Origin of the sequence: Microbacterium sp. 8M (assembly GCF_902506375.1) — a bacterium.
Classification (GTDB): Bacteria; Actinomycetota; Actinomycetes; order Actinomycetales; family Microbacteriaceae; genus Microbacterium.
The window spans coordinates 3095657-3110725 of the sequence record NZ_LR733284.1 but is presented as its reverse complement, the minus strand read 5'-3'; the positions used below and the strand labels follow the sequence as shown (position 1 = coordinate 3110725).

The following is a 15069-nucleotide window of genomic DNA, read 5'->3' as shown; positions in this document are numbered from 1 at the left end:
TATTATTCCAGACATGGACGATCCTGTCGACCTCGCGATCCTCGCCGCCCTCTCCCAGGACGGGCGCGCCACGCTCGCGCAGCTCTCCGAGGCCGCGGGGCTGTCGGTGTCCGCCGTGCAGTCGCGGCTGAAGCGCCTGGAGTCGCGGGGCGCGATCACCGGCTACCGGCCCGTGATCGACGCGGAGGCCGTGGGCAAGCCGCTGTCCGCGTTCATCGAGATCACCCCGCTCGATCCCGCGCAGCCCGACAACGCACCGGAGCTGCTCGAGCACCTCGACGCCATCGAGGCGTGCCACTCGATCGCCGGCGACGCGAGCTACATGCTGTTCGTGCGGGTGGCCTCCCCGCGGGCGCTGGAGCAGCTCGTCCGCGACATCCGCCTCGCCGCGAACGTCAGCACTCGCACCACCGTGGTGCTGCAGACGTTCTACGAGCACCGCCCGATCGTGCCGGCTGCGTCATCCTGAGCCGAGCTTCCGGCGCGGGCCTCTCCGCCGCACCTGCCCATAGGCTGAGAGCCGTGGCAGAAGCGAGGATCCAGGGCAGCACGGCGCACGAGATCGCCGATTCCATCCGCGCCCTGATCGCGTCCGGCATGCTCGCGCCGGGGGAGAGCCTGCCCACGGTGCGCGGCCTCGCCGACCGCCTCGGTGTGAACCGCAACACGGTCGCCGCGGCGTACCGTGCGCTCGCCCGCGCCGGCGCCGTGGAGAGCCGCGGCCGCGGCGGCACCGTGGTCACCGAACCGCTGCGCACCGAAGAGGAGGGGTTCGCGGCGGAGACCGTGCTGCGCGACCTCGGCAGCGGTAACCCGGATCCGGATCTGCTGCCGCTGCCCGTGCTCGCCGAGGTCGACCTGCGCACGCCGGCGCTCTACGGCGACGCCCTCATCGACGAGGGCCTGCGGGCCTGGGCCACGGCCTGGCTCGAGGAAGCGGAGCCGGGGCGCCCCTTCGAACTGTCGGTGACGTCGGGGGCGGTCGACGCGCTCGAGCGGCTGCTCGTCGCCTCCCTGGCGCACGGCGACGTGGTGGGCCTCGAGGATCCGTGCTTCCTGTCCAGCATCAACGTCGTCCGCCTCGGCGGATACCGGCCCGTCGGGATCCCCCTCGACGACGAGGGCATGACCGTCGCCGGCCTGCGCGCCGCGATCGACGCCGGCGCCCGCACGGTCGTCTGCACGCCCCGAGCGCACAACCCCACCGGGATCAGCCTCACCCCGGCACGTGCGGCAGAGCTCCGGGCGGTGTTCGCCGAAGCGCCGCACGTGCTGATCATCGAGGACGACCACTACTCCCTGCTGTCGCGGCGGCCGTACCACTCGGTCATCCCGGAGGGGCATCCGCGCTGGGCGCTGGTGCGCTCGATGTCGAAGTTCCTGGGGCCCGACCTCCGGCTCGCGCTGCTCGCCTCCGACGCCGACACCGCCGCGCAGCTGCGCACCCGACTCTCGCCGGGCAAGACCTGGGTGAGCCGGATCCTGCAGCGCGTCGCGGTCGGCATGCTCGATCACCCGGAGACCCCGGCGGCGCTGGAGCGTGCGGGCGCCCACTACGCCGAGCGGGGCGACGCCCTGCGCGCGCTGCTGCGGGAGCGCGGGATCACGGTGCGCGGCGACGACGGCCTCAACGTGTGGGTCGAGTGCGGCGTGGACGCCCGCTCCGTGTCCGAGGCGATGATGCGCCGCGGCTGGCTGGTGCGCACAGGCGGCGGCTTCCTGCTCGAGCCGGACGAGGCGTCGCCGCAGATCCGGCTCACCGCGCACACCCTCGACGACGCGGAGCTGCGCACGCTCGCCGACGACCTGCGCGCCGCGATCGACGACGCCCGCCGCCGCTGACGGCTCGGCGGACCCGGATCCCTGGATCCGGATCCCTGACCCGCGAGACTGCAACCACGCGACGAGACGGCAACACGGTGCTGCAGTCTCGTCGCTCAGTTGCTGTCTCGCGGGCGGGAGTGCGAATGCGCCGGATCCCGAGCGCCGAATGCGCCGGATCCGGGCGCGCGGCTCGGGAAGGGCCATATCCGCCGCCGCTAGGATTCGGGCGTGGCGAACCGCAACACGAACCGCACCAAGAACGGCAAGAGCAAGAAGACCGCGTCCGCGCGCCCGGCGACGCGCGGAAAGTCCGGCAACCCGGCGAAGCGCCCGGTGGAGCAGCTGCCCCCGGTCACGCTCGGGGCCTGGATCGGCGCCGCCCGCCCGCGCACCCTGCCGCTCGCCGTCGCGCCCGTGCTCGTCGGCACCGGCGCGGCACGCCTCGGCGATCCGCAGTTCCACTGGGTGATCGCGCTCGCCTGCCTCGCTGTCGCGGTGTGCCTGCAGATCGGGGTCAACTTCACGAACGACTACAGCGACGGCGTGCGCGGCACCGACGCGCACCGGGTCGGCCCCGCCCGGCTCACCGCCTCGGGCCGGGTGAGCGCCAAGAGCGTGCTGTACACCGGCCTCGCGTTCTTCGCGCTGGCGGCGATCGCCGGCCTGGGCATCGTGATCCGCACGCAGCAGTGGTGGATGATCGCGGTCGGCGCGGTGTGCATCGTGGCGGCGTGGTTCTACACCGGGGGCAAGCGCCCGTACGGCTACAACGCGCTCGGCGAGGTCTTCGTCTTCGTGTTCTTCGGCCTGGTCGCCACGCTCGGCACGACGTGGGTGCAGTCGCTGAAGCTGCCGCAGGAGGCGTGGATCGGCGCCGTCGCGGTCGGCCTGTTCGCGTGCGCCGTGCTGCTGGCCAACAACCTCCGCGACATCGACCAGGACCGCCTCGTCGGCAAGCGCACCCTCACCGTCGTGATCGGCCGCCGCGCCACGCAGGTCCTCTACACGCTGTTCGTGATCCTGCCGTTCCTGGGGCTCGTGCTGCTGGCGCTGTTCTACCCGGTCGCGTGGGTCGGCCTGCTGGCCCTCCTCGCGGTGCTGCCCGCACTCGTGATCGTGTGGGCGTACCGCAAGCCGATGGAGCTGGTGATCGCGCTCGCGCTCACCTCGCTCGGCACGCTGCTGTACGCGGGCGCGCTGCTCTGGGCGTTCATCACGCCGGCCGTGTGACCCGTTCGGCCCTCACGGCGCGCGTGAGCACAGGCGAACGCGCCGGAACAGGCGATCGCGGGAAGCACCCGCCTGTGTGCGCGTGTTCGCCTGTTCTGGCGCGACGGGAGACCGCGGCGCGGCGCGGCGCGGCGCTGGCTCGGCGCGGCGCGATGACGGAGTGCGGCGGGTGCGGGCCGCGCCCACCGGGTGCATAGAGTCCTTTCGTAGGATTCAGAGCATGCCTCTGAGTTCGTCGCGCCCGTCCGCGCCCCCGGAGACTGCAGCTGATCGTCCGCGGGCACGCCGCACCCGCCGCCCGCGCATCGCGAAGGCCGGCGCCCTGATCGTGATCGGCGCCGCGCTCGCCGGCGGCCTCGCCGCCTGCGCGAGCGATCCCGTCGCCGACCAGTACCGCAACGGCGACAACAAGGGCTACATCGGATCCGACGGCATGCGCGTCGAGGAGATCAAGCCCGCCGACCGCAGCAAGCCGGTCACGTTCGGGGGAACTCTCGAGAACGGGAAGAAGTTCAGCAGCACGGACATCGCGGGCGACGTCGCCGTCGTGAACTTCTGGTACGCCGCCTGCGGCCCGTGCCGCGTGGAGGCGAAGGATCTGCAGAGCGTGTGGCAGAAGTTCGACGGCAAGGGCGTCTCGTTCGTGGGCGTCAACACCTACGATCAGCCCGGCACCGCCACCGCGTTCAACGAGAAGTACGGCGTGACCTACCCGAGCATCATCGACGTGAACACCGGCGATGCGAAGCTCGCCTTCGCCGAGGTCACCTCGATCCAGGCCACCCCGACCACCCTCGTCCTCGACAAGCAGGGCCGCGTCGCGGCGCGCGTGATCGGCCCGATCGGATCCGCGTCGATCCTGGAGACCCTCGTCCAGGACGCCTTGGACGAGAACTGAAGTGAGCACCCAGTCGTGAACATCGACGCCATCGTCGGAACCGGCGCGCTCTGGGCGGCCGTGCCCGTCGCCATGCTCGCCGGGCTCCTGTCGTTCCTCTCGCCCTGCGTGCTGCCGCTCGTGCCGGGCTATCTCGGCTTCGTCGGCGGTGCGGTGAGCGGATCCGCGCGGCGTCAGGATGGGACGACCGACGCCCCGACCCGGCGGCAGATGGTGCTCGGCGTGCTGCTGTTCATCCTGGGCTTCACGGTGGTGTTCATCCTCATGGCCGTCGTCGGCGGCGCCGCAGGCGTGTTCCTGCTGCGCTGGGGCGACGTGATCACGCGTGTGCTCGGCGCGGTCATCATCGTGATGGGCCTCGTCTTCATCGGCGTCTTCGGCGTCGCGCAGCGCACGATCCGGATGAACGTCTCCGGCCGGGCCGGGCTCATCGGCGCGCCGCTGCTCGGCATCGCGCTGGGCATCGGGTGGAGCCCGTGCCTGAGCCCCACGCTGTCGGCGATCGTCGCGCTGTCGGTGAACGTCGGCGACGTGAGCCGCGCGGTGTGGCTGGGCGTGGCCTATTCGCTCGGGCTCGGCGTGCCGTTCCTGCTCGTCGCGCTCGGCTTCGGCTGGGCGACCCGGTCGGTGTCGTTCCTGCGCCGCCACGTGCGCGTCGTGAACATCGTCGGCGGCGCACTGCTCATCGTGCTGGGACTGCTCATGGTCACCGGGATCTGGAAGGCGATCATGTCGAGCATCGGGGCGGTGGTCGGCAGTGTCGAACTCCCGCTCTGACCAGTCCGCGACCCTCCGAGACCCGCAGGGGCCGAACGTGAAGAAGAACGACCCGAAGACGCTTCGACAGGCTCAGCGACCGGCCGAGGACCGCGCGACGGATCCGCTGCGCCCCAGCGACCACGTCGACGGATCCGGCGACGGCATCGAATCGCCCCGCCTCGGGGTGGTCGGCTGGCTGCGCTGGGGCTGGCGGCAGCTGACCAGCATGCGGACGGCCCTCGTCCTGCTGCTCATCCTCGCGATCGCGGCGATCCCCGGCTCGATCTTCCCGCAGCGGATGGCGGATCCGAACGGCGTCACGCAGTACAAGGTCGACCATCCGGACCTGTTCCCGATCATGGATTCGCTGCAGCTGTTCGATGTCTACCTGTCGGCGTGGTTCTCGGCGATCTACCTGCTGCTGTTCCTGTCGCTGGTCGGCTGCGTGATCCCGCGCATTAAGCACCACTTCAAGGCGCTGCGCTCCCGCCCACCCCGACGGAGATCAGCACGCCGACGAGGGCGAGGTGGAACAGCAGGTTGCCGGTCTCCCGGGCGTATCCGCGCTCGGCCGACACCGAGAAGCCGCGCTTGTCGTCGTAGCGCTCCACGCCCGGCCGCGGTTCATCGACGAGTAGTCCAGCAGCGTGTTCACGAAGCTCGTGCCCTGCACGACCACCCGCTGCCCGGTGTACGCGAAGCTGCCGCCCACCCCGCACCCCCGTGCACCTGTCCCGGCTCGACGATCACCGCCGGGTCGTGCGGACGGTCTCCGGATCCGATGCGCAGGCGGCCGCCGCCGAGGCGATCGCGATCGCGGAGAAGCAGCTGCGCGCGCTGCGCTACCGCGTGGAGCGCTACGACGACAAGCGCGGCTTCTCGGTGTCGGCCGAGCGCGGATACGCCCGGGAGACCGGCAACCTGCTGTTCCACCTCGCCCTCGTCGGCGTGCTGATCTCCGTCGGGGTGGGCGGCAGCTTCGCGTACACCGGGCAGCGGGTGGTCGTGCAGGGCACGAGCTTCGTGAACACGCTGCTGGACTACTCGTCGATGAACCGCGGCCGGTTCGTCTCCGATGACGCGCTGGCGCCCTACCGGATGACGCTGGACTCGTTCGACGTCACGTATCAGCCGTTCGAGCAGGGCAGCCCGTCCTCGGGTCTCGCCGGCGACTTCTCCGCGAACGTCACCGTCTCGGAGCCGGGCCAGAAGCCGCACGACGCGTCGGTGCGGGTCAACCATCCCCTCGGCATCGCGGGAGACCGGGTCTACCTGCTCGGCAACGGCTATGCGCCGACGATCACGGTGAAGAACGCGAAGGGCGAGGTCGTCTACCACGACTCCGTCCCGTTCCTGCCGCAGAACAACAGCACGATGATGTCGATCGGGATCGTCAAGGTCACCGACGGGCTGCCGCAGCAGCTCGGCCTTCAGGGCTTCTTCTATCCGACCGCTGCGCCGCTGACGACCGGCGCGCTCACATCGGTCTATCCGGCCCTGATCAACCCGACGCTCACGCTCAACGTGTACGCAGGAGACCTGGGCATCGATGACGGCACGCCCCGATCGGTGTACGTGCTCGACACGGCCGGGATGACCCAGCTCACCGGCGGCAAGACCGGCGTGAAGCCGATCGAGCTGGCGCCGGGGGAGACCACCGCGCTGCCGAACGGCATGGGCACCATCACGTTCGAGAACGAGGCGCCGCAGGGCGCGAAGGACTACGCGCAGTCGGTGAAGCGCTACGTGTCGCTGCAGATCCACCACGACCCCTCCGAGCAGTGGGTGCTCGTGTTCGCGGCGCTCGCCGTGCTCGGACTCGTGCTGGCGCTGTTCGTGCCGCGCCGCCGGATGTGGGTGAAGGCCGCCGTCGTCGACGGGGCCGTGCACCTGGAGTACGCCGGACTCGCGCGCGGCGAGGATCCGACCCTCGCCGCGGCCGTGAACGACCTGCGCGACGGGCACGCGAGGCTGCTCGACGCCGCGGGCACCACGGCGGCGGCCGAGGACGCGTCGGTCCCTGAGCCCGTCGAAGGGACCCGGCCCGGAGCCGCGGGCGCTTCGACGCGCTCAGCGACCGGCTACGAGCCCGATGACAGCGGAAAACCGCGGAAGTAGGCTGACACCATGAACTTCGACTCGATGTCGATCCTGACGATCTGGACCGCCGTCGCGATCTACGCGGCTGCGTTCATCGCCTACGCGCTCGATCTCTCCCGGCGCTCGCAGCTGGCCGCGGACGCGAAGGCCGCGGTCCCCGAGCGCGAGCTCGTCGGGGCCTCCGTGGGCGGTTCCGCCCGGACTCCCGGCACCGCATCGGGCCCGAGCGCGGATGTCGCGCCCGCCGCCGCACCGCGCTACGTCATGGCGCGCATCGGCACCGCGCTCACCACGCTCGGCTTCCTCTTCCACCTCGCCGGGGTGGTGCTGCGCGGGATCGCCGCGGGTCGGGTGCCGTGGTCGAACATGTACGAGTTCTCGATGACGGGAACCGTGCTGATCGTCGCGGTGTACCTCGGCGTGAACATCTGGTTCGACCTGAAGTACCTCGGCACCTTCATCGTGGGCCTGGTCGTGGTGCTGCTCGGCGGCGCGGCCACGGGCTTCTACACGCAGGTCGTGCCGCTGGCGGATCCGCTGAAGAGCGTGTGGCTCGTGATCCACGTGTTCGTCGCCTCGCTCGGCACGGCGTTCTTCGCGCTGGCCTTCGCGCTGAGCGTCTTCCAGCTGATGCAGGCTCGCCGCGAGTCCCGGATCCTCGCCGAAGCCGCCAAGCCCGGCCCGCGCTTCCTCGCGACGCTCCCCACCGCCGACCGGCTCGAGAGCCTCGCCTACCGGTTCGCGACGGTCGGATTCATCCTGTGGACGTTCACGCTGATCGCCGGATCCATCTGGGCCAACGACGCCTGGGGCCGGTACTGGGGCTTCGACACCAAGGAGACCTGGACGTTCATCATCTGGGTGCTCTACGCCGGCTACATCCACGCGCGTGCCACGCGCGGCTGGCGCGGATCCCGCTCGGCGTGGCTCTCGATCGTGGGCTTCGCGGCGGTGCTGTTCAACTTCACCATCGTGAACCTGTTCTTCAAGGGCCTGCACGTCTATTCGGGTCTGAGCTGAACCGCCGGGACGCCCGGCGCGACGCCATGAGCAGGCTCCGCGATTCGAGGTGCGGTCGATGAGCGCCGGCACCCGCAGGATCCGCCCGGGGGCACTGCTCGTGATCGCCCTCGTGGTCGTCGCGATCGCGGTCGTGGCGACCGGGATCCTGCCCGCCGCGGATGCCGGAGCGCTGGCGGGGCGGACGGTCCCGGTGCTCGGCTTCGTGGTCGCCATCACCATCGTCGCCGAGCTGGCCCGCGACGCAGCCGTGTTCGACGTGGTCGCCCAGTATCTGGCGCGCTGGGGCGGCGGCCGGGTGCTCGCGCTGTGGGGTGCGGTGATCCTGCTCGCGGTGGTCAGCACCGTCTTCCTCTCGCTGGACACGACCGCGGTGATCGTGACCCCCGTCGTGGTTCTCCTCGCCCAGGGGGTCGGCGTCTCGCCGCTGCCGTTCGCGCTCGCGACGGTGTGGCTCGCCAACACGGGATCCCTGCTGCTGCCTGTCTCGAACCTCACCAACCTGCTCGCCGCATCGCGGATCGGCACCGATCCCGGCGCGTTCCTCGCCCTGAGCTGGGCTCCCGCGCTCGCGGGCGTGCTCGTGCCCGTGCTGATCCTCACGGTCGCGCACCGCCGCACGCTGTGGGGCCGCTACACCGCGCCGCCTGCAGCGCGGCCGACCGACCGGGTGCTGTTCCTCGTGTCCGCCGCGGTGCTGGTCGCTCTGCTGCCGCTGCTGGCGCTCGTGCGCGATGTGTGGATCCCGGCCGCGGCGGCCGCGCTCATCCTGGTGGTGCTCTTCGCGTTCCGGCGGCGTCAGGCGCTGCGCCTGGGGCTCGTGCCGTGGCAGGCGCTCGGCCTCGCCGGCGGGCTGTTCGTGATCGTCGAGGCGGCGCACGCCCGCGGGCTCGCGGCGCTCCTGGCACCGCTCGCGGCGAACGGGCACGACGTGGGGGAGCTGCTGCGGGTGGCGGGCATCGGGGCTCTGGCGGCGAACGGCATCGACAACCTCCCGGCCTACCTCGTGCTGGAGCCGCTCGCGTCGCACGATCCCGTCGCGCTGATGGCCCTCCTCATCGGCGTGAACCTCGGCCCGCTGGTGACGCCGTGGGCGTCGCTCGCGATCCTGCTGTGGCACCACCGGATCACCGCGCTCGGCGTCTCCGTGCCGTGGGGCCGGTTCGCGCTGTGGGGCCTGGTCGCCGCGTCGTTGACGGTCGTCGTCGCCGTGCTCGCGCTCGCAGCCGTTTCCTGATCCGCCGATCCGGGTTATCGTCGCGGCATGTGCCGGAACATTCGCTGCCTCCACAACTTCGCGCCGCCGACCACCGATGACGAGGTGCGCGAGGCCGCCCTCCAGTTCGTGCGCAAGGTGAGCGGATCCACCCGCCCGTCGCGCGCGAACGCGCCCGCCTTCGAGCAGGCGATCGACGAGATCGCGGCCGCGACGCGGCGCATGCTCGACCAGCTCGTCACGAACGCCCCTCCGAAGACCCGCGAGGCCGAGGCGATCAAGGGGCGCGAGCGGCACGAGAAGCGCATGGAGCGCGAGGTGAGGATCCGCACCGCGAGCGCCTGAGGGCCGTCTGCCTGGAACCGTCTGCCCCGGCGCCGGGCGCCCGGACGCGCCGCGGACAGGCGCGGCTCCGGGGGAGCGGGAGCCGCGCCTGTCGCCGCGCGCCAGGCCCGCTGGTCCGGGGTTCAGGCCGCGAGGGCGAGCACCGTCTTCGCGCTGGTGGTGCGGCGCGCGGTGACCGCCAGCGTGGTCGCGAGGAGCGCGAGCGCGGTCCACACCACGAGGGCGGCGATCGCGGATCCAGTGCCCTGGTCGCCGAGCAGCGCCGTCGCCGCCGGGGACGTCGGCAGGAAGCCCGCGATCGTGGCGAGCCACCCGGGCAGGGTCGAGATGATGCCGGCGCCGAGCGCGGCGACGCCCACGATCGCGGCGATCCACCGTCCGACACCGCCGAGGACGGCGACGAGCGCCTGGTTCACGGCGGCGAACGCGACCCCGGCCAGCACGGCGACGCCCGCGAAGCCCCACCACCGCGCGGGGTCGTACTTCGCGATGACCTCGACCACGAGCGCGACCAGCAGGCCCTGCCCGGCGCCGAGGGCGGCGGCGGGCGCGAACGCGCGCAGGGCGAGCAGGGCCGAGGGGCGGCGCGAGGTGAGCGCACTCGCCGTGAAGGCCCGCATCACCAGGAACGAGACGAGTCCGCCGAACCACAGCACGACGGTCGCGAGCAGCGGGATCGCCGTGGGGCCGAACATGCCGCCCGAGGTGTCGGCCTTGACCGGATCCGCGACGACCTCCGCCAGGGAGGACGCCTCGGTGTCGGTGCGCTTCGGCAGCGAGTCCGCCGCCTGGTGCAGGCCCGAGGCGAGGCTCGTCGTGCCCGTCGCGAGAGATCCGATGCCGGTGCTGAGCTGTGCGGCGCCGTCGGCGAGCTGTGCCGCCCCGGACTGCAGCCCCGAGGCCCCGGTGGCGAGGTTGCCTGCGCCGGTCGCGCTCTGCGTCGTGCCATCGGCGAGCTGGCCGAGCCCCGAGGAGAGCTGGTTGACGCCGTCGGCCGCGGCGCGGAACTTGCCGGCGAGAGTGCCCGTTGCTGCGGTGTTGAACTGTGCGAGGCCGGAGACCGTGCCGTCCGCGTAGCCGCTCGCCTTTCCGGCCGATGTCGCTGCGGCCGTCGCGTCTTTCTGCGCATTCGCCACGTCTGCGCAGAACGACTGTGATGCCCCCGATGCCGCGCACTTCGCGGCGAGTGCTCCCAGGGTCTGAGCGAGCGCCGCCGTCTGGTCGGCCGACGTCTTCGCATTGCTCGCGGCAGTGGCCGCCGCGCCCGTGAGGTCCGCCGGCACGAGCCCCTGCGCCTGCAGCTGGTCCGCACCCTGCGAAAGCCCCGCACCGATCCTGTTGGCGCCCGCCTGCGCCGACGTGATGCCGTTCGCGATGGTGCCGAGTCCGTCGGACAGCTGGGAGGCGCCGTCGGCGAGCTGCCCCGCGCCGTCCGCCAGCTTGGTCGCGCCGTCCGGCAGCGCTGCGGCGCCGGTCGCGGCCGAGGTCGCGCCGTTCGCGAGCTTGTCGGCGCCGTCCGCCGCCTCGCCGATCTTGTCCCCGAGGGTGCTGAAGCCGACGAGCACGTTCTGCATCGTGCTCTTCGAGATCTCGGTGCCCATGGTCGCCGCGGCGGTGTCCGCGATCTGGTTGGCGATCAGGCCGTCCGCGGCACGGGCCTGCGGGGCGGTCGTCACCGAGATCGTCGCCTTCTCTGCCGGCTTCGAGGGATCCTGCACCGCGCTGCCGCCCGACACCGCCGCGGCGGAGAAGCCCTTCGGGATCCGTACGACCGCCTGATAGGTGCCGTCCTTGAGGCCCGCGGCGGCGTCCTTCTCGTTCGAGACGACCCAGGTCAGGTTCTCGTCCTTCTTCCCGGTGCCCTTGACGAGCCCCGCCGAGAGCTGGCGGCCCAGCGGCGCGAGCTGCCCGTTCACGGTGACGGGCTCGTCGTCGTTCACGATCGCGGCGGTCATGCTGTCGAGGCGCTGCGTCGGATCCTGCAGCGCGGCGACCAGCACACCGCCGAGGATCGCGGGCAGCAGGAGCACCCCGATCAGGGTGAGCGCCGTGATGGGCTTGTGCGAACGTGCGCGCTCGATCAGCGCGGACAGGCGGTTCGTCATGCGGTCACCTCGTCGAGGTCGGTGGTGGGTGCGGGCGCAGCCGGCGCCGGCGAGGGCGGGGGAGCGTCGAGATCGCAGGTCTGCGGATCCATCCAGCCCGCGTCGGCGAGCAGGCGGGTGGCGGCGGAGGCGTCGCCGGCGGTGGCGAGCACGGCGAGCGGGCCGCGCCGTGCGGCGTCTCGCAGCATGGCCGCGGCCTGCTCGGTCTGCGCCAGCGTGAGACGGTCGATGCCGTCGATCACGACGAGCGAGGTTCGGCCGCGCAGAGCGTCGCGCAGTTCGCGCAGCGGATCCGCGGTGGTCTCCACGGCGTTGGAGGCGGCGTCCACGAGCACGCACCCGACGTGCGCGCGCACCCAGGCGGCCCTTCCCGGCAGCAGATGCCCGGCGACCCGCAGTCGCCCCTCCGAGGGCACACGGGCGGCGATCGCGAGCGCCACGGCGCGCCGCTCGGCGCCGTTGCCGCCGGTGAGCACCAGCGCCGCGCCGGCGGCAACGCGCAGGGTGAGGCCCTGCACGGCCCCGGGGACGGAGAGCTCGTCGGCGGCCACGACGGAGTCGTCGCCGGGCCAGTCGTCCAGGTGCCGTTCGCGCTCGACCGCCTCGCCCTCGATGTCCACGCTCGGCAGGATCCGCTCCAGCCAGGCGGGGATGCGCCAGGCGCGCTCACCGAGGATCGCCATGAGGGCCGGGATCAGCGTCATCCGCACGAGGAACGCGTCGATCGCGATGCCCGCGGCGAGCCCGAGCGCGATCGGCTTGAGCGAGGAGTCGCCCTCCGGCACGAACGCCACGAAGACGGCGAACATGATGAGCCCGGCCGCGGTGACGACCTTCGCGGAGCCGGTGAAGCCGCTGCGCACGGCGCGCAGGGCGGCGGCGCGGCGCTCGGCGCGATCGTCGCTGCGGGAACCCGCGTCGTGCACGTAGTCCTCCCGCATGCGCGAGACGAGGAACACCTGGTAGTCCATCGCCAGCCCGAACAGCACGCCCATGAGGATGATCGGCATGAAGCTGATGATCGGACCGACCCGCGCCACGTGCAGCGCGTCGGCGAACCAGCCCCACTCGAACACGGCCGAGACCACGCCGAACGCGGCCACGATGGAGAGGAGGTAGCCGAGCGCGGCCGTGATCGGCACCCAGATCGAGCGGAACACGATCGTGAGCAGCACGAGCGACAGGCCGATCACGAAGATCCCGAACGGCAGCAGCGCGGCGCCGAGCTGATCGGAGATGTCGATGGCGACGGCGGTGAAGCCGGTCACCTTGACGTCGATGCCGAACTGCTTGAGCCACTCGTCGTGGTGCGAGCGCAGCTCCCGGACGAGGTCGGCCGTCGCCGGGGCGTCGGGGGCGGTGGTCGGGATCACCTGCACGATGCCGGTGTCGGCGGTCTGGTTCGGGGTGGCGAGGGCGATCTCGGCCACACCGGGGAGCTTCCCGACCGCGTCGCCCAGGTCGTTCATCAGCCCGACCGGATCCGTGGAGGTGACGATCGTACCGGTGAGGATGAGCGGGCCGTTGAAGCCCGGACCGAAGTGCTCCGCGGTGAGGTCGTAGTTCTCGCGGGCTTCGGAGCCCTGCGGCTGCACCCCGGAGTTCGGAAGGGCCAGGGCGAGGTTCGTGGCGGGGACGGCCACGACGCCGAGCCCGAGCACGATGGCGATCGCGACGAGCACCGGATGCTTCGTGACGCCGGTCACCCAGCGCTCCGAGAAGCGGCGACGCGGGCGCGGCTCTTGCTCGCCCTTCCGCGGACGACGGGGCCGTACGGGACGTCCGGCGACCCGCCCCTTCAGGAAGCCCAGGATCGCGGGGGTCAGGGTCACCGCGATCAGCACCGCGATGAGCACGGCGACCGCGGCGGCGATGCCCATGGTCGTGAGGAAGGGGATCCCCGCGAAGCCGAGCCCGATGAGGGCGATCAGCACGGTGATCCCGGCGAAGACGACGGCGGATCCGGCCGTGCCCGTGGCCCGCGATGCGGACTCCTCCGGATCCACCCCTGCGCGCACCTGGTCCTGATGTCGCGCGGTGATGAACAGCGCGTAGTCGATGCCGACGGCCAGCCCCAGCATGAGTGCGAGCAGCGGCGTGGTCGAGGAGACCGGGGCGAACGCCGTCGCGGCGAAGATCGCCGCCATCGCGACGCCCACGCCGAGCACCGCGGTGAGCAGGGGCATCCCCGCCACGACGAATGAGCGGAAGGTGACGATCAGCACCAGCAGTGCGACGACGAGCCCGACGGCTTCGGTGATCGAGATCGCGGGGATCGACATCGAGAACAGATCGCCGCCGATGACCGCGCGGGATCCGTTCGGCAGCTCGTCCTGCAGATCGCTCACCGCGCTGCGCAGCGTGCTCTTGGTGGCCGCCGACACGTCGGAGGCCTGCCCGTCGAACTGCAGCCGCACGATCGCGGCGGAGCGGTCGTCGCTCACCATGCCCGTGACGTGCTCGTCATAGGGGCTGGTGGCGGCCAGCACGCCGTGCACGTCGCCCAGATCCTTCACGGTCCGCTCGATCGGATCCTTGTAGTCCGCGTCGGTGACCCGATCCCCGGGGGCGGCCACCACGATGAACTGCGCGCTCGTGCCGCTCACCTGAGGGAAGGTGCGCTCCAGCTGTTCGAGGCCCGCCTGCGACTCGGTGCCGGGGATCGTGAACGTGTTGTCGGTGCCCTTGCCGAGGGCCAGCGCAGCGCCCCCGGCGATGCCCAGGACGAGCAGCCAGGCGATGAGCACGCGCCAGGGGTGACGGAACGACCAGCGTCCGAGCGAGGAGAGCAGTGTGGACACGGGTTTCCTCCGAGATCGCGCGGGATGAGTTCGATACACTCGTGTATTCGATACGTGAATGTATCGTAGAACGACGAGCGCGGGATAATCTGTGCGCGGGATGTGAATCGCGCAGCGGCGCGCGATGACGGAGGTGCGGGATGACCGGCAGCGGGACCAGGAGCCGGGAGAACACGCGGGCGCGGCTGCTCGAGGCGGCAGCCCTGGTGTTCGCCGAGGCGGGCCTGGACGGCGCGACCGTCGAGGCCGTCTGCGAGCGCGCCGGTTTCACGCGGGGCGCGTTCTACTCGAACTTCGAGTCCAAGGACGAGCTGTTCCTCGAGCTCGCCAGCACGGTCGGCGCCGAGCGTCTGGCCGCGGTGCGCGCGCGGGTCGCGGAGCTGACCGAGTCCGGCGCACTCGCGCAGGACTGCGACGCCACCACGCTCGTGCAGCAGGTCATGGACTCGGGCAGCGACGACCGCCTGGGCGTCATGCTGCTCAGCGAGATCCGGCTGCGGGCGCTGCGCGATCCGGCCTGGGGCGCCGCTTACCTCAAGCAGGAACAGGAGATGGTCGCCGGCATCGCTCGCATCATCGACGACATCGTCGCGAGCGGCACGATGTCGCTGCGGCTCGAGCCCGAGATCGCCGCGCGGATGCTCCTCATCGTCTGGGAGGGCATGAGCGTGCGCGGTGCGATGGCCGGCCTCGACGACGCACAGCTGCGCCGCACCGGCAGCGCGGAGCTGGGCCGGCTGGTGACACTGCTGCTCGGCTGAGCAGCGCGCC

General features: G+C 71.8%; 13 protein-coding genes and 1 pseudogene. 11 read left to right on the top strand and 3 right to left on the bottom strand.

The features are described 5' to 3' along the window. The first annotated feature begins 13 nt into the window (after positions 1 to 13). From AERO9AM_RS14715 to AERO9AM_RS14690, 6 genes and pseudogenes are all read left to right on the top strand, one after another. Positions 14 to 469, top strand: a complete 456-nt coding sequence (locus AERO9AM_RS14715; RefSeq protein ID WP_159576812.1) for an Lrp/AsnC family transcriptional regulator — start codon at positions 14 to 16, stop codon at positions 467 to 469. A 44-nt stretch (positions 470 to 513) separates the two neighbouring features. Beyond that, complete coding sequence (locus AERO9AM_RS14710) at positions 514 to 1842, top strand: aminotransferase class I/II-fold pyridoxal phosphate-dependent enzyme (protein ID WP_442923283.1); 1329 nt, start codon at positions 514 to 516, stop codon at positions 1840 to 1842. 210 nt (positions 1843 to 2052) lie between these two features. Further along, entirely contained in the window at positions 2053 to 3054 is a 1002-nt protein-coding gene (locus AERO9AM_RS14705) for a 1,4-dihydroxy-2-naphthoate polyprenyltransferase (RefSeq protein ID WP_442923264.1), read from the top strand. Between the two features lie 220 nt (positions 3055 to 3274). Continuing rightward, positions 3275 to 3952 (top strand): TlpA family protein disulfide reductase, encoded by a 678-nt coding sequence (locus tag AERO9AM_RS14700; protein WP_159576811.1) that lies wholly within the window; start codon positions 3275 to 3277, stop codon positions 3950 to 3952. A 15-nt stretch (positions 3953 to 3967) separates the two neighbouring features. Then, positions 3968 to 4729, top strand: a complete 762-nt coding sequence (locus AERO9AM_RS14695; protein ID WP_201298655.1) for a cytochrome c biogenesis CcdA family protein — start codon at positions 3968 to 3970, stop codon at positions 4727 to 4729. A gap of 106 nt (positions 4730 to 4835) precedes the next feature. Further along, positions 4836 to 5210: pseudogene (locus tag AERO9AM_RS14690) on the top strand (cytochrome c biogenesis protein ResB); the annotation flags it as partial. Here the strand turns inward: AERO9AM_RS14690 and AERO9AM_RS14685 are convergent. Beyond that, entirely contained in the window at positions 5182 to 5322 is a 141-nt protein-coding gene (locus AERO9AM_RS14685; protein WP_442923263.1) for a cytochrome c biogenesis protein ResB, read from the bottom strand. The pseudogene AERO9AM_RS14690 and the gene AERO9AM_RS14685 sit on opposite strands and share 29 nt — an antisense overlap. 148 nt (positions 5323 to 5470) lie before the next feature. Between AERO9AM_RS14685 and resB the strand changes: the two genes are divergently transcribed. From resB to AERO9AM_RS14665, 4 genes are read left to right on the top strand one after another with little or no spacing between them, the layout of a single operon-like run. Beyond that, entirely contained in the window at positions 5471 to 6829 is a 1359-nt protein-coding gene (gene resB, locus AERO9AM_RS14680) for a cytochrome c biogenesis protein ResB (RefSeq protein ID WP_442923262.1), read from the top strand. Between the two features lie 9 nt (positions 6830 to 6838). Further along, positions 6839 to 7831, top strand: coding sequence for a c-type cytochrome biogenesis protein CcsB (ccsB, locus tag AERO9AM_RS14675; protein WP_159576810.1), 993 nt, complete (start codon positions 6839 to 6841; stop codon positions 7829 to 7831). Positions 7832 to 7889: 58 nt separating this feature from the next. Next, complete coding sequence (locus AERO9AM_RS14670) at positions 7890 to 9068, top strand: SLC13 family permease (protein WP_159576809.1); 1179 nt, start codon at positions 7890 to 7892, stop codon at positions 9066 to 9068. Positions 9069 to 9095: 27 nt separating this feature from the next. Beyond that, on the top strand, positions 9096 to 9392 hold the full coding sequence (locus AERO9AM_RS14665; RefSeq protein WP_159576808.1) for a DUF2277 domain-containing protein: 297 nt from the start codon (positions 9096 to 9098) through the stop codon (positions 9390 to 9392). 122 nt (positions 9393 to 9514) lie between these two features. Here the strand turns inward: AERO9AM_RS14665 and AERO9AM_RS14660 are convergent, their stop codons facing one another. Further along, the gene (locus tag AERO9AM_RS14660) at positions 9515 to 11497 is read right to left on the bottom strand and encodes a YhgE/Pip domain-containing protein (RefSeq protein ID WP_236602633.1); all 1983 of its coding nucleotides are present in this window, start codon (positions 11495 to 11497) and stop codon (positions 9515 to 9517) included. After that, the gene (locus tag AERO9AM_RS14655; RefSeq protein WP_159576807.1) at positions 11494 to 14298 is read right to left on the bottom strand and encodes an efflux RND transporter permease subunit; all 2805 of its coding nucleotides are present in this window, start codon (positions 14296 to 14298) and stop codon (positions 11494 to 11496) included. The genes AERO9AM_RS14660 and AERO9AM_RS14655 overlap by 4 nt, the downstream gene beginning before the upstream one ends. A 140-nt stretch (positions 14299 to 14438) precedes the next feature. Between AERO9AM_RS14655 and AERO9AM_RS14650 the strand changes: the two genes are divergently transcribed. Then, positions 14439 to 15059, top strand: a complete 621-nt coding sequence (locus AERO9AM_RS14650; RefSeq protein ID WP_159576806.1) for a TetR/AcrR family transcriptional regulator — start codon at positions 14439 to 14441, stop codon at positions 15057 to 15059. Positions 15060 to 15069 lie beyond the last annotated feature (10 nt).

Coding starts and splice junctions, on each gene's coding strand:
- AERO9AM_RS14715 (WP_159576812.1), top strand. CDS start 14: ATGGACGATCCTGTCGACCTCGCGATCCTCGCCGCCCTCTCCCAGGAC.
- AERO9AM_RS14700 (WP_159576811.1), top strand. CDS start 3,275: ATGCCTCTGAGTTCGTCGCGCCCGTCCGCGCCCCCGGAGACTGCAGCT.
- ccsB (WP_159576810.1), top strand. CDS start 6,839: ATGAACTTCGACTCGATGTCGATCCTGACGATCTGGACCGCCGTCGCG.
- AERO9AM_RS14670 (WP_159576809.1), top strand. CDS start 7,890: ATGAGCGCCGGCACCCGCAGGATCCGCCCGGGGGCACTGCTCGTGATC.
- AERO9AM_RS14665 (WP_159576808.1), top strand. CDS start 9,096: ATGTGCCGGAACATTCGCTGCCTCCACAACTTCGCGCCGCCGACCACC.
- AERO9AM_RS14660 (WP_236602633.1), bottom strand. CDS start 11,497: ATGACGAACCGCCTGTCCGCGCTGATCGAGCGCGCACGTTCGCACAAG.
- AERO9AM_RS14650 (WP_159576806.1), top strand. CDS start 14,439: ATGACCGGCAGCGGGACCAGGAGCCGGGAGAACACGCGGGCGCGGCTG.